This is a genomic window from Pseudomonas sp. GW822-FHT04C11 (assembly GCF_058800905.1).
The window spans coordinates 135,469-152,793 of record NZ_JBXAMS010000008.1 but is presented as its reverse complement, the minus strand read 5'-3'; the positions used below and the strand labels follow the sequence as shown (position 1 = coordinate 152,793).

Sequence of the window (17,325 nt, the reverse complement as noted above, 5' to 3'; positions counted from 1 at the left end):
CACGTGCACACAGAGCCCGGCCGCAATGAGCCTCATGGCTCGCAGCGAACAGATTTCCAATGATCTGGTGAGGCCGGGGTGGTAATCACGCCACCCCGGCCAGACTCAAGCGCCGAAGGACTGGATCAGGTTGCTGGCCTGTGCCTGTTCAAGGCGAATCGCGATGAACTTCGAGGTCGGCGTGAACGTCCGGTCGCCGTAGCTTTCCAGCGGCACCAGCGGGTTGGTTTCCGGGTAATAGGCAGCGGCCTGACCAGGCGGAATGTCGTAGGCGATCAAGGTGAAACCGCTCACTCGACGCTCACGACCATCGCCCCACAGCGAGATCATGTCGACCTTTTGCCCCGGCTCGTAACCCAGTTTGCGAATGTCCTGCTCGTTGACGAACACCACATCGCGCATGCCGTAGACGCCGCGATAACGATCATCCAGTCCGTACAAGGTGGTGTTGTACTGATCGTGGGAGCGCATGGTTTGCAGGATCAGATCCGGCTTCACGTCCAGGTTACGCACGCCTTCGCTGACCAGGTGTTCCGGCAATTCGCTGGGGGCAAACTGCGCTTTGCCAGTCGAGGTATTCCAGATGCGTTTGGCGGCATCGTTACCCAGGTGAAAGCCACCGGGGTGCAGCAGTTTATTATTGAAATCCTCGAAACCGGGAATGGTGTCGGCAATCAGGTCACGGATGCGACTGTAATCGGCGACCGCCCAGAGCCAGTCAATCGGGTGCTTACCCAGGGTTGCGTTGGCAATCCCGGCAATGATCGCCGGCTCCGAACGCATCAGCGGTGATTTGGGTTTCAGCTGGCCGTGGGAAATGTGCACCATGCTGAAGGTGTCTTCTACCGTCACGCCTTGCGGACCTTCCTCTTGAATGTCGATATCGGTGCGCCCCAGGCACGGCAAGATCAAGGCCTCACGGCCAGTGACCAGATGGCTGCGATTGAGCTTTGTCGCAATGTGCACCGTGAGGTCACACTTGCGCAGTGCGTCATGAGTGCGCGGGCTGTCGGGAGTTGCCTGAGCAAAGTTGCCGCCCAGGCCGATGAAGACTTTCGAGCGTCCGTCTTCCATCGCCGCAATCGCCATCACCGTGTTATGCCCGTGTCGGCGCGGTGCCTTGAAGGCAAAGCGTGCTTCCAGCGCATCAATAAACTCAGGTGGTGCCAGTTCGTTGATGCCCATGGTGCGGTCGCCCTGCACGTTACTGTGCCCGCGTACCGGCGACAGCCCTGCACCCGGGCGACCGATATTGCCACGCAACAACTGCACATTGATGATCTCTTGCACGGTCACCACCGAGTGAGTGTGCTGGGTCACCCCCATTGCCCAACACATGATGACCCGCTTGGCTCTGCGGTACATGCGGGCCGCCAGTTCGATGTCCGCCAGCGACAGGCCGGACTGCTCGACGATGTGCTCCCACGTCGTAGCATCGACTTCAGCCAGGTAGGTTTCCAGGCCCGAGGTGTGCTCGGCGATGAACGCGCGGTCGAACACTGCCTCGCTGTTGTTCGCCAGCGCTTCACGCTCCCACTGCAACAAGAACTTGGCGATACCACGCATCGCTGCCATGTCACCGCCCAATGCCGGACGAAAGTACGCAGACGAGGTCGGTTCGGAGCCGTTGGTGAGCATTTCCAGTGGATGCTGCGGGTGCTGGAAGCGTTCCAGCCCACGCTCTTTCAGGGGGTTGAAACAGATCACCTGCGCGCCCCGCTTCACCGCTTCGCGCAGAGGCTCAAGCATCCGTGGGTGATTGGTACCAGGGTTCTGGCCGATGACGAAAATCGCATCGGCTTCCTCCAGGTCATCGAACGTGACCGTGCCTTTGCCCACGCCGACACTGTCATCCATGCCCAGGCCGCTCGCCTCATGGCACATGTTCGAACAGTCAGGGAAGTTGTTGGTGCCGTAGGCGCGAACGAATAGCTGATAGAGGTAAGCCGCTTCGTTGCTGGCCCGACCGGAGGTGTAGAACTCGGCCTGATCCGGCGACGTCAGCCCTTTCAAGTGTTTGGCGATCAAGGCAAACGCATCGTCCCAGCTGGTTTCGACGTAACGATCAGCAGAGGCGTCATAGCGCATGGGGTGAGTCAGGCGCCCCTGGTATTCAAGCCAATAGTCACTTTGCGCCGCCAGCGACGACACCGTGTATTTGTTGAAAAACGCCGGGTTGACCAGGCGGCCGGTAGCCTCCCAGTTGACCGCTTTGGCGCCGTTCTCGCAGAACTTGACCATGCCATTTTCCGGCGACTCGCCCCAGGCACAGCCCGGGCAGTCGAAGCCGCCGTTCTGGTTGGTCTTGAGCATGGCTCGAATGTTCTTGAACGCGTTTTCGCTGCCCAGCCAGTTTTTGGTCACAGCAATCAGCGCGCCCCAGCCAGCGGCCGCCCCCTTGTACGGTTTATAACGTTCAACTTCGCTCATGATACTTCTCCAAGACGTGCACGCAGGCGTCAACCTGATGTCAAGTCGTTGTTAATTGCTGTTGTTGTGCGCCTATAAAAATGCGGATTTATTTAGCGGTAGGTTATTCGCAGTTAATCACTTCAAGGGCCCGATTCAGGGGTACGAACCCAGACTATTCCGCGTATTACATGGCTGTCTAATCGTTAATAATGACCAGATCATCAAAATAATCTATCAACAAAATAATCAATGCAAATCAATGTGTTAAATATTTAAATCAACATAAACAGGAACCACTTTTCTCTCGATAGACCCCATTGATCAATCAGTTGTTAATAGTGATTAGACGACGACTTTAAATGACCTTAGTCTTGCCTCAACAAGGCCCTATATAGCAGTGGCTTTCCAAAACCAGCGCCATGCTCGATAGACCTGGAGCGCTGATGGAGGTTGAGATGTCAGATCGAATGTTGATGGATGGTTTTTCCCGGCGGGTCGACTATCTCAGAATGTCTGTGACCGACCGGTGCGATTTCCGCTGTGTCTATTGCATGGCCGAGGACATGGAGTTTTTGCCGCGACAGCGCGTATTGACGCTGGAAGAGATCTATCAATTAGCTGAAAGCTTTGTGGCGCTGGGCACCCGTAAAATCCGCCTGACCGGTGGTGAACCGTTGATTCGCCCCGGCGTTGTAGATCTCTGTAAACGGATTGCCGCGCTGCCGGGGCTGCGTGAACTGTGCATGACCACAAACGGTTCACAGCTGGGCAAGCTCGCGGCGCCGTTATTCGATGCGGGGCTCAAGCGCCTCAATATCAGCCTCGACAGCCTGGACGCCAAGCGCTTCCGCGAACTGACCCGCACGGGTGATCTGGCTACCGTCATCGGCGGAATTGACGCAGCGAATGCGGCAGGTTTTCAACATACCAAACTCAACTGCGTCGTCATGAAAGGCCGCAATGATCATGAGATAAATGATCTCGTAGGCTTTGCGATTGATCGTGGGCTGGATATTTCCTTCATTGAAGAGATGCCGCTGGGCGTTATCAGCGAGCACAGCCGTGCCGACGCGTTCTTTTCAAGCGCGCAGGTGCGCGAGCGTATTGCCGAGCGCTACACCCTTATCGAATCCGCGGAATCGACCCAAGGCCCTTCGCGCTATTGGCGCCTGGCCCAGGCACCGGATATTCGCCTGGGGTTCATCTCGCCCCACAGCCACAACTTTTGCGCTACCTGCAATCGTGTTCGGCTGACCGTCGAAGGCCGGCTCTTGCTGTGTCTGGGCAATGAGCATTCCGTCGACCTGAAGGAAGTACTTCGCCGCTTTCCAGGAGAGCCGGAGCGCCTGGAGAAGGCAATCATCGAGTCGATGAAGATCAAGCCGTACCGACACAACTTTGAACTCAATGATGAGGTGCAAGTTGTCCGTTTCATGAACATGACCGGCGGATAGCCTGCCCCGTTTTCAGATCATTACTCTCTAGAAGGCTGTCCCCCATGATCGTTAGAGCCAAACCTAATCTGATCAATGTCCTGATTTCACTCAAAGGCTCGATTGCCAAGCGTATCGCGCTGCGCAGCCTTCTGGTGACTCTCCTGGCCTCTGCTATTGTCCTGGTCGAGACACTCCATCCCGCGTACTTCTCGAAGGTCAATGCCACCCCCTTCACGCTGCTGGGGTTATCACTTTCAATCTTCATGAACTTTCGCAACAACGCCTGCTACGACCGCTGGTATGAAGCGCGCAAAGCGCTCGGTGCGATGGTGATGGATGTACGCTCGATGATCAGGGAAACCCAGGTCATCAAGGACAAACAGCAACGCAGCAAGGTATTGCTCGACCTCTGCGGGTTTGCCCATGCGCTTAACGCCAAGCTTCGCAAAGAAGACGAACTCAGTGCCGCGAGTACGTGGCTCAGCAGGTTGCCCTCAGCCAACACCCCGAACATCCCTGAACGGATCCTGCGCCACGTCGGCCAACAGTGCTCGACGCTCGCCGAATCCGGTGAGATCAACGAATGGCGTTACACGCTGATGGCCAATCACCTGACCAATCTGACCACCACGCAAACGACCTGTGAGCGAATCAAGAGCACCCCACTCCCGTTCCCTTACACACTCCTGCTGCACAGGACCATTTACATATTTTGCATCTTGCTGCCCTTCGCGATGGCCGAGCCACTGGGTTGGCTAACGCCGGTGTTCACCGCGATTGTGAGTTATACGTTTTTTGGGCTGGATGCCATTGGCGACGAATTGGAAGACCCCTTTGGTCGAGATGAAAACGACCTTCCAACCAATGCCATTGTGCGCACCATCGAGCGTGAAGTGCTTGACGCCTTGGGTGCGACAGAACTCCCTCCGCTGCTTCAGCCAGTGGACTTCGTGCTGGACTGATTCGCCCCCACTTCCCATCAGGCACCCGCTGGGGTGAAGGATAAACATGAACGAATTCAATCAATCCGATTCCGCGACGCTGACTCATCTGGATGCCGAGGGCCGGGCCAACATGGTCGATGTCAGCGAAAAAGATCCGACAAACCGTGAAGCTCAAGCGCAGGCCTGGATACGGATGCAACCCGCCACGTTGAAACTTATCCAGCAAAACGGGCACCCCAAAGGTGACGTGTTTGCGGTCGCTCGTATCGCCGGGATCATGGCGGCGAAGAAAACCCATGAACTCATCCCGCTATGCCACCCCTTGATGCTCAGCGCCATTCACATCGAACTGCAGGCCGTTGAGCCCGATCGCGTCAGAATTGTGAGCACCTGCCGACTTAACGGCAGAACAGGCGTCGAGCTGGAAGCGCTCACGGCGGCGAGTGTGGCGGCACTGACGATCTACGACATGTGCAAAGCCGTCGACCGAGGGATGATCATCGAGAACATCCAGTTGCTCAGAAAACACGGCGGAAAATCCGGTAACTTTGAAGCGAGTGTCGCTCAATGATTCTTATCAACTACTTTGCGCGTTATCGAGAACAACTCGGCATTGGCGGAGAAAAAATCGCGCTGACCGCGTCATTGCAGAGTATTGACGATGTCAGAAAACTGCTGATCGCCAGAGGCGAGGTGTGGGAGCAAGTCCTCGGTGAAACCAGCCTCATGTGCGCGCTGAACCAGGAGTTGTGTACGCTCGACGCCGCCATCGAAGACTTCGATGAGATCGCCTTCTTCCCTCAAGTGACGGGGGGTTGAGCGATGACTGTTCAGGTCCAGACCGAGATATTCAACCTGAATGAACTGAACAGCCGTTTGCACGCCGAAGACCCTGGCGTTGGTGCCGTGGCCACCTTCGTCGGCTATGTCCGGGATATCAATCAGGGGGAAAAGGTCAGCAGCCTGTTTCTCGAACATTATCCAGGAATGACCGAGCAATCATTGCAACGCATCGTCGACCAGGCCAATGACAGGTGGCCTCTTCAGCGAGTGAACATCGTTCACCGCGTGGGTCTTTTGAACGTCGGTGATCCCATCGTGTTTGTCGGCGTTGCCAGCGAGCATCGACAGGCGGCCTTTGATGCCTGCGCTTTTTTAATGGACTACCTGAAAACACGAGCGCCCTTCTGGAAGCGTGAAGAAACCGGCTCCGGTGACCGTTGGGTATGCGGCAGAGAGAGTGATCAGCTGGCAGCACGTCGCTGGGAAGGTGGCGATGGGCGCTAGCGCTAGGAGCCCCCTCAAATAATTGAGGGGGTGGATAGATCGCTTAGAACAAGTCGCAGAACGGAATAAACCGCGCCGTGTCACCGGCCTGCAGCGTGCAACCCTCTGGAATCTCGACCAGTCCATCAGCCCAGGATGCGCCGAGCAACACGCCTGAACTCTGGTTCGGATAGAGGATGGCGCGCCCCGCCTCCAGCCTGGCTCTGAGGTATTCCCTGCGGCCTCCGGCTTTTGGCCAATCAAAACCGACGCTCATCGGGAAGCTCAAGGGCGTGACGTCTTCGACGCCCTGGATACGCAACAGATAGGCACGGGCCAACAGTCCAAATGTCACCAGCGCCGACGTCGGGTTTCCTGGCAGGCCAATGACCGGCACCGTGCCAAAGTGTCCCACTGTCAGTGGTTTCCCCGGCTTGATCGACAACTTCCAGAACAGTGGTTTACCGCATTCACGCAGCACCTGCCCGAGACAATCGGCGTCACCTGCGGACACGCCGCCAGTGGTGAGAATCACGTCCGCTGCGTGTTGCAACTGTTCGAGTTTGAGCCGCGTCTGCTGTGGCCTATCGGGGAGAATGCCGGCATCGATGACCTCACAACCCAGTGCGCTTAACCAGTGGCTCAACAAGGTGCGATTGCTGTTGTAAATACAGCCAGGCTTCAAGGGCATACCCGGTTCGGCCAGTTCATCGCCTGTGGAGAGCAGTGCAACCCGTGGGCGCCGTACGACATGCACATGCGTACATCCCTGGGCCGCGGCGATAGCCAACTCGAAAGGCCCCAGTCGTTTGCCCGCACGGAGCAAAACCTGCCCGACACGGTTCTCCTGGCCCTGCGGTCGAATATTCTGGCCTGCCGTCAGCGACTGTTTGAAACGTACCCGGCCGTCCTCCAAAAGCTCGACGTTTTCCTGCATCTCGACACTGTTGGCACCCTCGGGTACCGGCGCTCCGGTAAAGATTCGGGCACAGGTTCCCGGTAGCAACGCTTCGGGGGCCTGACCGGCAAGAATTCGTTGTGACACGGCAAACGGTTGTCCGCTCCAGTCGTCGACATTCAAGGCATAACCATCCATGGCACTGTTCGGCCAAGGCGGAAGATCGAGAGATGCCACCAGGTCACTGGCCAACACCCGTTGCCGTGCGTCACTCAGCGGTACCGGCTCGCTTTCATGAAGACGTTGCGCTTCGGCCATCGCCAGCAACCTGTCGATGGCCTCCTCCACAGGCATCAGTTGTGACTGGCTCATCCCCGTGTCCCGCAGGCTTGCACAGGCTTGAGGTGCGGCACGAAATTGCACGGCCTGTGACGTGCATCCAGCTGCTCGGCAAGAATGCCTTCCCACGCAGTTCGACAGGCGCCGGTCGAACCTGGCAGGCAGCACACCAGCGTGCCGTTGGCCAGCCCGGCCAAGGCCCGGCTCTGAACCGTGGAGGTGCCGATATCGAGGATGGAAATCGCCCGAAACAGCTCACCAAAGCCATCAATCTGTTTATCCAGCAAGCAGGCCACCGCCTCAGGTGTGCTGTCGCGCCCGGTAAACCCGGTCCCCCCGGTAATCAGCACGACCTGAATATGTTCATCGGCAATCCAGGTGGCTACCTGCGCGCGGATTTTATACAGATCATCCTTGAGCAAGTTACGCTCACTCAGGGTGTGCCCCGCCTCCAGCAATCGACTGACCAGCAATTGCCCAGAGGTATCGTTGGCATATTCACGGGTATCACTGACGGTCAGCACAGCCATATTCAACGGTACAAATAACGCATCCGACTTAACGCTCATGTCATTCTCCGGCAGGCAATAATGAAAGCAATTGCCAGAGGCTAATTCGCTAAAACAGTCACTGTCTAATCACTCTGGCCAACCGGTTTATCGAGCGCCTCTATCGAGAGCTTTCTCACCCGCAACGATTAGTAGTTTTAACTAAATTCGCTCGCGATAGAGCCAACCAATCGGTCGGTCAATACGTGTGATTGGACTGACAAGCAGGACAGTGAGATCGTTTGCTGACCCAACTATCGGTGTTTTTAATCAAGACACTTACCTGCTTTACTGACATCACATTCATCCCTCGACAGGTGCCATTGTGGACATCAAGCAACTCAAATTCCTGATCGCCCTGGAACAGACTCGACATTTCGGACAGGCCGCTGCGCGCTGCCACATTACTCAGCCGACGCTGTCCATGCGCTTGCGCAATCTTGAGGATGAACTGGGCCTGGAACTGGTCACTCGAGGCCAGCGTTTTGAAGGTTTCACCCAGGCCGGTGAACGCGTGCTGGCCTGGGCGCGAACACTGCTCGCCGCACATGACGGGCTATTTGCTGAGGCGGCTGCGTGTCGCGGTCAGTTAGTCGGCAATTTGCGCCTGGGCCTGGTGCCTCTCAGCGGCTTCAATCCCATCAGCTACGTTCAGGAGCTTTCCCGTACATTCCCGGAACTCAAGTTCAGTCTGTCATCGATGAGCTCGGACCAAATCATCGAAGGGATCGGTAACAACCAACTGGATTTGGGCATCTGTTATCTCGATCACGTGAATCCCAACTATCTGGATTTTTTCGAAATTGGAGAAACCCGCGTCGGCTTGCTGTACGACACGCGCCACTTCCATTTCGAAGGAACGGAAATGAGCTGGGAAGATGCCGCCGAGCTGCCATTGGGGATGATCAGCAACGGCATGCACTATCGAAAATCCATTGACCTGAGTTTTCGTAGCCGTGGGCTGGACCCACAGCCAATACTCGAAACCGATTCGACGTATCAGTTGTTCCAGGCGATTCACGACGGTTTTTGCTGCTCGATCATGCCGCTGAGCAGTGGCCTGGAAAATCCTATCGAGAATCTGGCCTTTATCAACCTTCCAGATGCAAGTGTTCTCGCGCCCCTAGGTCTGGTGATGCGCAAAACCGAACCTCGCTCGGTCATTGCCGAGAAATGTTTTGCTGAAGCCCTGAAGCTGTTTGCTGCAAAGAGCTGATTCGAGGGTTTGGCACACGCCCACTGCATTGACCGTGCAGTGGGTTCTCAAGCACCTTCAATCGCTAAACTCGCGTCCCAACTCGGTCGTCAGCCACTGGATGAACCACTGCGCATCCGCCGACAGTTCAGCCGACGGTGTCAGCACCCGGTAGCTTTCCAGCTTTACCTGTTCTTCAAGCACCCGCACCAGTGTGCCGGCCTTGAGTTCTTCGCGCACCAGCACTTCATTCGCCAGCGCAATGCCTTGCCCGCTTTCCGCCACCGACAGTGCGTGGTCGTTGTTGACGTACAACACGTCCGAGGTGAGATGAACATCCAGGCCATTGGCGGCGAACCACATGTTCCACCACTCGCCGTCGAAGTGAATCAGGTTGTGTTTCAGCAGATCGGCGAGGCAGGTGATCGGTTCGATGCTGGCGAGGTAGCCCGGCGTACAAATCGGAAACACCCGCGGGCAGATCAGGGTGGCTCGGGAATGGGCGTATTCCCCATCAAGGCCATAGACAATCCCCAGGTCAGCGGTCTTGCCGTCGACATCGGTGAACGTCGAGTTAGGTTCGATGGCGAACTTCAATCCAGGGCGAAGACGCCGTGCCGCTTCCAATCTTGGGGTCAACCAGCGTTTGGCGAAACCCGGCACGACCATGATTCGCAGCCATCGCTCTGAGTCTTTGGGTTGCAGCTCCCTCCCGGCCTCGATGATCAATTGCAGCGCCGAAGCGATTTTGCGGTGGTACTTCTCGCCGGCAGTGGTCAGCGTGACGCCGCGCGAGGTGCGCTCAAACAGTTGGGTCCCCAGCCACTCCTCCAACAGCTTCACATGTCGGCCAATGGCTGGCTGAGTCACGTGCAGCGACTTCGAGGCTTCGACGTAGCTGCCCAAGCGGGCAGCAGCATCAAAGGCACGCACCGCGTTAAGCGGTGGCAAACGGTGGTCAGGCATGGCTTGGGACGCCTTTTGCTATTAAATTATTTAACAGGTGCTATGTTAAAATTGAAGTTTCGCCCCCGCAACCCCTCACTGATAATCGACCCACTAAAGAACAACAAGAATCTCCAAAGAGCCCGACGAAGCGGCTCGCTGCACACCTGAACAGATCTCGATCCTGCCCAAAAAAATAATATCCATGGCCTGACGGCACGGCTGTTTGCAGCATACCGGCACAGGCGATGGGGGAATCGGAGGTAACGCATGAATGCCCTGCATTCGCTGCAAACGCTGGCTGTGTCAATTCGCGCTGTACGCAAAGTCTACGGTGATCCTCACAGTGGTCCGGTGGCGCTGAAAAGCATCGACCTGGATATCCGCGACAACGAGTTCTTCACCCTCCTCGGCCCTTCGGGCTGCGGTAAAACCACTCTCCTGCGAATGATCGCCGGGTTCGAATTTCCGACCCAGGGCGAGATCCTGCTCTATGGCGAAAACATCGCCGACCGCCCGCCCTACCAGCGCCCGGTCAATACGGTGTTCCAGCACTACGCGCTGTTTCCGCACATGACCATTGCCGAGAACCTGGCATTCGGCCTTGAGTCCCACCCGATGGGCAAGGTCTTGAGCAAGGCGCAGATCGCCGAACGAGTGCGCGAGATGCTGGCGCTGGTGCAAATGGAACGCTTCGCCACGCGGCGCCCGACGCAACTGTCCGGCGGCCAGCAACAACGAGTCGCCCTGGCCCGGGCCCTGGCGCCCCATCCTAAAGTGCTGCTGCTTGACGAGCCGCTCTCGGCGCTTGACCTCAAACTGCGCCAGGCCATGCGTGAAGAGTTGAAGGCGATTCAGGCGAAGACCGGCATCACCTTTATCTTCGTCACTCACGATCAGGAAGAAGCCCTGACCATGTCCGACCGCATCGCCGTGTTGTCCGAAGGTGAGGTGCAGCAGGTTGGCCGTCCAGAGGATATCTACGAACGTCCGCGCAATCGCTTCGTCGCGGACTTCATCGGCGAGACCAACTTCATCGAAGGCACGGTCACCCATGTCGAAGCAGGCTTGGCCTGGTTCGCCGGGCCGGCGGGTCACCCGCTCCCCGCTCAACCCTGCAGCGACGTAAACGTGGGCGCAACGGTGGCGCTCTCGGTGCGTCCCGAGCGCCTGCATCTGTTGCCCGCCGACACTACCGGCGCCTTGCCATGCCGGATCGATGCGCAAATCTACCTCGGCACCGACCTGCAATATCAGGTCAGCCTGAACGACGGTTCACGTCTGACGGTGCGCACGCCCAACAGCGTCGACCAAAGCCTGCGCTTTGCTGTCGGCAGCCAGGCCGGCCTGCTGTTCGACCGCGGTAGCGCCAGTGTCCTGCTGGATTGAGCACGAGGGTTTGTCATGCACGTTCTACCGATATCCAACACCCTGGCACGACGTAAAGCCTTTGGCAGTTTTCTCGGGGTCACTCCGGCACTGCTCGCGATCGGCCTGTTTCTGATCGTGCCGATCCTGATCGTCATCGGTTATTCGCTGATGGAAGCCAACCCCTATGGCGGGGTCAACAAGGTCTTCAGTGGCGATGCCTACACTTCCCTGCTGTTCGAGCGGCAACTGGATGACAGTCTGGCCTTTGCCGATTCCTACCTGATCATTGCCCTGCGCTCGATTGGCCTCGCCGGGCTGACAACGCTGATCACTTTGTTGATCGGCTTCCCGGTCGCGGTCTGGCTGGCGATGCAACCGGCGCACCGGCGTGGGCTGCTGATTTTCCTGATCACCGTGCCGTTCTGGGCCAACCTGCTGATTCGCACCTACGCCTGGATTCTGCTGCTGCGCAACACCGGGGTCATCAACAACAGCCTGATGGGGCTCGGCATTATCGATCAGCCGCTGCAACTGCTCTATACCGACGGCGCGGTGCTGCTGGGGCTGGTTTACACCTACGCGCCGTTCGTGGTGCTGCCGATCTACGCGACCTTGGAAAAGATGGACATCCGCCTGCTGGAAGCGGCGCAAGACCTCTACGCCGGACGCTGGCGAACGCTGGTCAAAGTCGTGCTGCCGATTGCCAAGCCGGGGATTTTCGCCGGTGCCATCCTCACCTTCGTACCGTGCCTGGGGGCGATGATTGCTCCGGAGCTGCTCGGCGGCGGGACAAAAATGATGCTCGGCAACCTGATCTTCCGGCAGTTCAGCGATGCGCGGAACTGGCCGTTCGGTGCCGCCCTGTCGCTGGTGCTGATGGCAGCGGTGATGCTGGTGTTGACCGTGTATGCCCTGCGTGCCGAGCGCCAGCGCATCGCCAAGGGAGGTGAATAATGCAGCGTCTATTCAAGCGAACCGGCCTCAGCGTTCAGGACTTTCCGGGCTTCGGCGGTTTCAGTTTTCTGTTCTACCTGTACCTCTATGCGCCGATCGTGGTGCTGGTGGTGTTCTCGTTCAACGCCAACCAGTCGGCCACGGTCTGGACCGGCCTGAGCCTGGACTGGTACCGCGCCGCATTTGCCAATCAGGCCTTGCGCCAGGCCGCCGGCAACAGCCTGCTGATTGCGGTCTGCGCGAGCATGATCGCCACCGCGATTGCCACCCTCGCCGCGCTCGGCACCTCGCGCGGCGCGAAGTTCAAGGGCATGCAACTGTCGATGGGCGCAATCATGCTGCCGCTGGTATTGCCGGAGATCGTGGTCGGTGTCGCCACCCTGGCGCTGTTTTCCACGGTCGGCCTGTCGCTGGGATACGGCAACCTGATCATCGCTCATACAGTGTTTTGCATTCCCTTCGCCTACCTGCCGATCCGCGCACGGCTCAATGACATGGACCTGTCGCTGGAGCAAGCCTCGGCCGACCTGTACGCCGGCCCCTGGCGGACCTTTCGCAAGGTCACGCTACCGCTGTTGATGCCGGGGATCGTCTCCGGGTTGATGCTGGCCTTCATCGTCTCGCTGGATAACTTCGTGATTTCGATGATGGTCGCCCAGGCCGGTACCACGACCTTGCCAATCTTCATCTTCGGCCTGTTGCGCATGGGCGTGACACCCGACGTCAACGCCGTTTCAACGCTGATCCTCGGCGTCTCGGTGTTGTTCGTCAGCCTGTCTTATCTGCTGGGCAAAAAGAAAACCTGAACCTTCCAAACACCGTGGGGAATAAGTATGAGCAAGTTGATTGCAAGCATCGGCACCTCGTTGTTACTGACATTGCCACTGACGATGGCCGGCAGCGTTCAGGCCGCGGAAAAACTCAACGTGGTGAGCTGGAGTGGCTACTTCTCGCCAGAGATTCTTGCCAAGTTCCAGAAGCAGACCGGCATTGAAGTCACGGTGGACTCCTACGATTCCAACGAAACCCTGCTGGCCAAGCTCAAACAGGGTGGCGCCGGTTATGACGTGGCGATTCCTTCGCACCAGTTTGTGCCGATCCTGATCAAGGAACAGTTGCTGGAACGCTTCGACCCGGTCAAGGAGCCCTATTACGCGAATGTCGTCGACAACCTGAAAAAACCTACCTGGGACCCGGAAGGCGCGTATTCGGTGCCCTTCATCTGGGGCACCACCAGCGTGGTGTTGAACACCGAGCGTTATAAAGGCCCGGCCGACAGCTACAAGGTGCTTTATGAACCGCCGACTGAGCTGCAAGGACGGATCAATATGTTCGACTCGGTCAGCGACGTGGTGGACATGGCCAGCCTGTACCTGAATATTCCGCTGTGCAGTGAAGATCCGAAGCAGATGCAGCAAGTGCTTACCCTGCTCAAGGCGCAAAAACCGTTCATCAAAACCTACAGTTCCAAGGCCGGTTCGATCCGCGAGAACCTGGCCTCGGGTGAAATCGACATGTCGACCTTCTGGGGCGGTTCGTCGATGCGGGCGCGGGAGATGAAACCGAGCCTGAAATACCTCTACCCGAAAGAAGGTGTGCTGGCCTGGGTCGACAACATGGTCATCCCCAACGGCAGCAAGAATCCGGCGAATGCCAAGGCCTTCATCGCCTTCCTCAGCCAGCCTGAAAACGCCGCAATGACCCAGAACTTCCTCAAGCACCAGAGTCCGATCAAGGGCGTGGAGCCGTTCCTCGACGCCGGTCTCAAGGACGCGCCGGAACTGCACATCCCGGCAGGCACCCAGGTGGTCTTCAGCAAGACCTGCGGTGAAGGCGCGATCCGCCTGGCCGACCGCCTGTGGACCAACCTGATGCGTTGATCCTTACCGCCCCGCTGGTGCAGCGGGGCGTTTCTCCCGTCGTCTACAAGGCAGTGTCGCAATGACTTCAACTCCTATCAGCGAACTGGTCCTGCTAAAGGCCCATGAACTCGCCGACTGCATTCGCCTGCGCCAGGTCTCCTGCCGGGAGGTGATGCAGGCTTACCTGAACCACATCGAGCGCTTCAACCCACGGGTCAATGCGCTGATCAGCCTGCAAGCACCGGAAGACCTTCTGGCCCAGGCCGACCAGCGCGATGCCGAACTCGCAAGCGGCCTGTACCGTGGCTGGATGCACGGTCTGCCTCACGCGATCAAGGATCTGTCGCTGACGCGTGGCATTCGCACCACCTTCGGTTCACCGCTGTTCGAGGATTTCCTGCCCGACCGCGACGGCATCATGTGCGAGCGGATCAAGGCGGCCGGGGCAATCATTATCGGCAAGACCAACACCCCGGAATTCGGCCTCGGTTCGCAAACCTACAACCCGCTGTTCGGTGCCACCGGCTGTGCCTACGACCCGAGCAAAACCGCCGGCGGCAGCAGTGGCGGTGCCGCCTCGGCGCTGGCCATGCACCTGGTGCCGGTGGCCGACGGTAGCGACATGATGGGTTCGTTGCGCAATCCGGCGGCGTTCAACAATGTCTTCGGTTTTCGCCCGTCCCAGGGCCGGGTGCCCTTCGACGACAGCGCCGACCTGTTCATCGACCAGCTCGGCTATGAAGGCCCCATGGGCCGCTGCGTTCGCGATGCGGCGTTGCTGTTGTCGGTCCAGGCCGGCGCCGATGCTCGCGCACCGCTGTCGATCGCCGAGTCCGGTGCCGCGTTCGCGGCTCCGCTGGAGCGTGATTTCAGCGGCACACGCCTGGGTTGGCTCGGTGATTTCAACGGTTATCTGCCGATGGAAAAAGGCATTCTCGATCTGTGTCAAAAGGCCTTCACCGACTTCGAGAGTCTGGGCTGCAGCATCGAGCCGGCCTCTGTCGACTTCGCCCCTGAACAACTCTGGAACAGCTGGCGCACGTTGCGGCACTGGATGGTCGCCGGCTCCCTCGGCGGCGCCTACGCCAACCCGAGTCAACGCGCACGGCTGAAAGAGGAAGCGTGCTGGGAAGTGGAAAACGGGCTCAGGCTCTCGGCCAGCGACGTGTTCGCCGCTTCGGTGGCCCGCAGTCACTGGTATCGCGCCATCAGTAAACTGTTCGAACGCTTCGACTACCTGCTGCTGCCGACTGCCCAGGTCTTCCCGTTCGACAAAAACCTCCCTTGGCCAACCTCCATCGAAGGCGTGAGCATGGACACCTATCACCGCTGGATGGAGGTGGTGATTCCCGGCACCCTCTCTGGCTGTCCGGTGGCAAACGTACAAGTAGGTTTTAACCGGAACGGCCTGCCCATGGGGCTGCAAATCATCGGCAAACACCAGGCTGACTTCGCGGTGCTGCAGCTTGCCCATGCCTACGAACAGGCGAGCCGCTGGTTCGAGCGCTGCCCTTCGCCGCTATTAAAATAAGAAAATCCTTCCAGCTATAGGATCAGCCTATAAAAACTATAAGTCATCGATCTTGGACGCTATAGCTGTGCGCGTTCATTCTTTCAGCCAACCACAACGGCAAGGTACTTCACCATGAAAGAGTTGATCGATGGCTTCCTCAAGTTTCAGCGTGAAGCGTTTCCACAGCGCTCCAGCCTGTTCAAGCACCTGGCCTCTACCCAGTCACCTAAAACACTGTTCATTGCCTGCTCCGACAGTCGAGTCGTGCCGGAGTTGCTGACTCAGCAAGAACCCGGCGAACTGTTCGTGATTCGCAATGCCGGCAACATCGTGCCGTCCTACGGGCCCGAGCCTGGCGGTGTCTCCGCCACGGTCGAGTACGCCGTTGCCGTACTGGGCGTCACCGATGTGGTGATCTGCGGGCACTCCGATTGCGGTGCGATGACCGCCATTGCCCAGTGCAAATGCCTGGACCACTTGCCCGCCGTCGCCAATTGGTTGCGCTACTCCGAAGGCGCCAAGGTGATCAATGCCGGCCGTCCTCACAGCAGTGACGAAGCGCGCCTGACCTCACTGGTCAAAGAGAACGTCATTGCTCAACTGGCCAATCTGCAGACTCATCCCAGCGTTCGCCTGGCCCAGGAGCAAGGCGCGTTGAATCTGCACGGCTGGGTCTACGACATCGAAAGTGGCGGCATCGACGCGCTCGACGGTGTCTCTCGGCAATTTGTATCGATTGCCGATTTTCCTGACACCTGCGCCATGCCTGCCCGGGCTGTCGCCAACGTCGCTTGAACCACACACCCCATCAATCCGCAGGAGAAGCACCATGCAACAGTCCCATGCTTATCAAGACCCAACGCTGGCCCTGACCGGCAAAATCCTCGAAGCCAAGGCCCGCAAGGACCTGTCCTGGGAAAACCTGACCGAAGGCACCGGCCTGAGCCTGCTCTACGTCACGGCTGCCCTGCTCGGCCAACACCCGCTGCCGGAAGCGGCCGCCAAAGTAGTGGTCCAGCACCTGGGCCTGGACAACGACGCCGTCGCCCAATTGCAGACCATCCCGCTTCGCGGCTCGCTTGCCAGCGGCGTGCCGACCGACCCGACCATCTACCGCTTCTACGAGATGATCCAGGTCTACGGTACCGCCCTGAAGTCGATTGTTCACGAGCAGTTCGGTGACGGCATTATCAGCGCCATCAACTTCAAGATGGACATCAAGAAGGTCGAAGATCCCGAAGGTGGTTCCCGCGCGGTGATCACCCTGGACGGAAAATTCCTGCCTTACAAACCGTTTTAAGCTGACGAACGTGGGCCGGCATCAGTCTGCCGGCCCACTCGAAATGCATTTCTGGCGCCTTAGGACATCCACGTTATAGTTGAAAGGACCCGAACTACGTGGAGGGGCTATGCGCCAGATTGTCAGCAAGGAACCCTGGTGGGCTGAACCGCCGAAGCCTGGGCAAGATGAGTCCGAACTGGAGTGGGGTTGGCTGGTCACCTACAACGAGGGCGAGCCGCGTTTCGAGTTCGTGAAAGAGCGACCAACGGAGAACGAAATCCGTAATCGCAAGAGCTGCCGAATCACCCTTCCGGAATAACTGGCACGCCATCCGGGGCGGGCCTGCATCCTTTTCAGGCC

General features: G+C 58.2%; 18 protein-coding genes. 14 read left to right on the top strand and 4 right to left on the bottom strand.

Annotated elements, in window-relative coordinates; translation table 11 throughout:
• Positions 1 to 105: 105 nt before the first annotated feature.
• The gene (locus tag AC1RJ3_RS15505; protein ID WP_347926799.1) at positions 106 to 2,430 is read right to left on the bottom strand and encodes an FdhF/YdeP family oxidoreductase; all 2,325 of its coding nucleotides are present in this window, start codon (positions 2,428 to 2,430) and stop codon (positions 106 to 108) included.
• A gap of 437 nt (positions 2,431 to 2,867) precedes the next feature.
• Between AC1RJ3_RS15505 and moaA the strand changes: the two genes are divergently transcribed.
• Genes moaA through moaE form a run of 5 tightly spaced genes read left to right on the top strand, consistent with a single transcriptional unit; the run spans position 2,868 to position 6,079 of the window.
• On the top strand, positions 2,868 to 3,866 hold the full coding sequence (gene moaA / locus AC1RJ3_RS15500; RefSeq protein WP_054598335.1) for a GTP 3',8-cyclase MoaA: 999 nt from the start codon (positions 2,868 to 2,870) through the stop codon (positions 3,864 to 3,866).
• 44 nt (positions 3,867 to 3,910) lie between these two features.
• Entirely contained in the window at positions 3,911 to 4,810 is a 900-nt protein-coding gene (locus AC1RJ3_RS15495) for a bestrophin family protein (RefSeq protein WP_054597435.1), read from the top strand.
• 46 nt (positions 4,811 to 4,856) lie between these two features.
• The gene (gene moaC / locus AC1RJ3_RS15490; protein WP_493079431.1) at positions 4,857 to 5,363 is read left to right on the top strand and encodes a cyclic pyranopterin monophosphate synthase MoaC; all 507 of its coding nucleotides are present in this window, start codon (positions 4,857 to 4,859) and stop codon (positions 5,361 to 5,363) included.
• Positions 5,360 to 5,611, top strand: a complete 252-nt coding sequence (locus tag AC1RJ3_RS15485) for a MoaD/ThiS family protein (protein WP_054597437.1) — start codon at positions 5,360 to 5,362, stop codon at positions 5,609 to 5,611. The genes moaC and AC1RJ3_RS15485 overlap by 4 nt, the downstream gene beginning before the upstream one ends.
• 3 nt (positions 5,612 to 5,614) lie before the next feature.
• A complete protein-coding gene (gene moaE / locus AC1RJ3_RS15480; protein ID WP_103318522.1) occupies positions 5,615 to 6,079 on the top strand; it encodes a molybdopterin synthase catalytic subunit MoaE in 465 nt (154 codons plus the stop codon).
• 43 nt (positions 6,080 to 6,122) lie between these two features.
• On the opposite strand, the gene AC1RJ3_RS15475 is transcribed toward moaE, so the two are convergent.
• Together AC1RJ3_RS15475 and moaB are read right to left on the bottom strand one after the other, a co-directional pair.
• Positions 6,123 to 7,328 carry a molybdopterin molybdotransferase MoeA gene (locus AC1RJ3_RS15475; RefSeq protein WP_493079430.1) on the bottom strand — a complete coding sequence of 402 codons (1,206 nt, stop codon included), beginning with the start codon at positions 7,326 to 7,328 and terminating at the stop codon, positions 6,123 to 6,125.
• Complete coding sequence (moaB, locus tag AC1RJ3_RS15470; RefSeq protein WP_054597440.1) at positions 7,325 to 7,864, bottom strand: molybdenum cofactor biosynthesis protein B; 540 nt, start codon at positions 7,862 to 7,864, stop codon at positions 7,325 to 7,327. The genes AC1RJ3_RS15475 and moaB overlap by 4 nt, the downstream gene beginning before the upstream one ends.
• A gap of 304 nt (positions 7,865 to 8,168) precedes the next feature.
• Between moaB and AC1RJ3_RS15465 the strand changes: the two genes are divergently transcribed.
• Positions 8,169 to 9,059, top strand: coding sequence for a LysR family transcriptional regulator (locus AC1RJ3_RS15465; RefSeq protein WP_493079429.1), 891 nt, complete (start codon positions 8,169 to 8,171; stop codon positions 9,057 to 9,059).
• A gap of 57 nt (positions 9,060 to 9,116) precedes the next feature.
• On the opposite strand, the gene AC1RJ3_RS15460 is transcribed toward AC1RJ3_RS15465, so the two are convergent.
• Positions 9,117 to 10,004: a LysR substrate-binding domain-containing protein gene (locus AC1RJ3_RS15460; protein WP_054597442.1), complete on the bottom strand. Its 888-nt coding sequence runs from the start codon at positions 10,002 to 10,004 to the stop codon at positions 9,117 to 9,119.
• Positions 10,005 to 10,253: 249 nt separating this feature from the next.
• Between AC1RJ3_RS15460 and AC1RJ3_RS15455 the strand changes: the two genes are divergently transcribed.
• From AC1RJ3_RS15455 to AC1RJ3_RS15420, 8 genes are all read left to right on the top strand, one after another.
• A complete protein-coding gene (locus AC1RJ3_RS15455) occupies positions 10,254 to 11,372 on the top strand; it encodes an ABC transporter ATP-binding protein (RefSeq protein WP_347926808.1) in 1,119 nt (372 codons plus the stop codon).
• Positions 11,373 to 11,387: 15 nt separating this feature from the next.
• Complete coding sequence (locus AC1RJ3_RS15450) at positions 11,388 to 12,308, top strand: ABC transporter permease (protein WP_493079428.1); 921 nt, start codon at positions 11,388 to 11,390, stop codon at positions 12,306 to 12,308.
• Complete coding sequence (locus tag AC1RJ3_RS15445; RefSeq protein WP_162491293.1) at positions 12,305 to 13,114, top strand: ABC transporter permease; 810 nt, start codon at positions 12,305 to 12,307, stop codon at positions 13,112 to 13,114. Before AC1RJ3_RS15450 ends, AC1RJ3_RS15445 begins: the two co-directional genes overlap by 4 nt.
• Positions 13,115 to 13,141: 27 nt before the next feature.
• Entirely contained in the window at positions 13,142 to 14,188 is a 1,047-nt protein-coding gene (locus AC1RJ3_RS15440) for an ABC transporter substrate-binding protein (RefSeq protein WP_054597446.1), read from the top strand.
• A gap of 61 nt (positions 14,189 to 14,249) precedes the next feature.
• Positions 14,250 to 15,701 (top strand): amidase, encoded by a 1,452-nt coding sequence (locus AC1RJ3_RS15435; RefSeq protein ID WP_493079427.1) that lies wholly within the window; start codon positions 14,250 to 14,252, stop codon positions 15,699 to 15,701.
• A gap of 114 nt (positions 15,702 to 15,815) precedes the next feature.
• Positions 15,816 to 16,478 carry a carbonic anhydrase gene (locus tag AC1RJ3_RS15430; RefSeq protein WP_054597448.1) on the top strand — a complete coding sequence of 221 codons (663 nt, stop codon included), beginning with the start codon at positions 15,816 to 15,818 and terminating at the stop codon, positions 16,476 to 16,478.
• Between the two features lie 34 nt (positions 16,479 to 16,512).
• Positions 16,513 to 16,983: a cyanase gene (cynS, locus tag AC1RJ3_RS15425; RefSeq protein ID WP_054597449.1), complete on the top strand. Its 471-nt coding sequence runs from the start codon at positions 16,513 to 16,515 to the stop codon at positions 16,981 to 16,983.
• A 109-nt stretch (positions 16,984 to 17,092) separates the two neighbouring features.
• On the top strand, positions 17,093 to 17,284 hold the full coding sequence (locus AC1RJ3_RS15420; protein WP_054597450.1) for a hypothetical protein: 192 nt from the start codon (positions 17,093 to 17,095) through the stop codon (positions 17,282 to 17,284).
• The last annotated feature ends 41 nt before the right edge of the window (positions 17,285 to 17,325 follow it).

Coding starts and splice junctions, on each gene's coding strand:
- AC1RJ3_RS15460 (WP_054597442.1), bottom strand. CDS start 10,004: ATGCCTGACCACCGTTTGCCACCGCTTAACGCGGTGCGTGCCTTTGAT.
- AC1RJ3_RS15505 (WP_347926799.1), bottom strand. CDS start 2,430: ATGAGCGAAGTTGAACGTTATAAACCGTACAAGGGGGCGGCCGCTGGC.
- AC1RJ3_RS15485 (WP_054597437.1), top strand. CDS start 5,360: ATGATTCTTATCAACTACTTTGCGCGTTATCGAGAACAACTCGGCATT.
- AC1RJ3_RS15420 (WP_054597450.1), top strand. CDS start 17,093: ATGCGCCAGATTGTCAGCAAGGAACCCTGGTGGGCTGAACCGCCGAAG.
- AC1RJ3_RS15440 (WP_054597446.1), top strand. CDS start 13,142: ATGAGCAAGTTGATTGCAAGCATCGGCACCTCGTTGTTACTGACATTG.
- moaE (WP_103318522.1), top strand. CDS start 5,615: ATGACTGTTCAGGTCCAGACCGAGATATTCAACCTGAATGAACTGAAC.
- AC1RJ3_RS15455 (WP_347926808.1), top strand. CDS start 10,254: ATGAATGCCCTGCATTCGCTGCAAACGCTGGCTGTGTCAATTCGCGCT.
- cynS (WP_054597449.1), top strand. CDS start 16,513: ATGCAACAGTCCCATGCTTATCAAGACCCAACGCTGGCCCTGACCGGC.
- AC1RJ3_RS15475 (WP_493079430.1), bottom strand. CDS start 7,328: ATGAGCCAGTCACAACTGATGCCTGTGGAGGAGGCCATCGACAGGTTG.
- moaC (WP_493079431.1), top strand. CDS start 4,857: ATGAACGAATTCAATCAATCCGATTCCGCGACGCTGACTCATCTGGAT.
- AC1RJ3_RS15495 (WP_054597435.1), top strand. CDS start 3,911: ATGATCGTTAGAGCCAAACCTAATCTGATCAATGTCCTGATTTCACTC.
- AC1RJ3_RS15435 (WP_493079427.1), top strand. CDS start 14,250: ATGACTTCAACTCCTATCAGCGAACTGGTCCTGCTAAAGGCCCATGAA.
- AC1RJ3_RS15450 (WP_493079428.1), top strand. CDS start 11,388: ATGCACGTTCTACCGATATCCAACACCCTGGCACGACGTAAAGCCTTT.
- AC1RJ3_RS15430 (WP_054597448.1), top strand. CDS start 15,816: ATGAAAGAGTTGATCGATGGCTTCCTCAAGTTTCAGCGTGAAGCGTTT.
- moaA (WP_054598335.1), top strand. CDS start 2,868: ATGTCAGATCGAATGTTGATGGATGGTTTTTCCCGGCGGGTCGACTAT.
- moaB (WP_054597440.1), bottom strand. CDS start 7,864: ATGAGCGTTAAGTCGGATGCGTTATTTGTACCGTTGAATATGGCTGTG.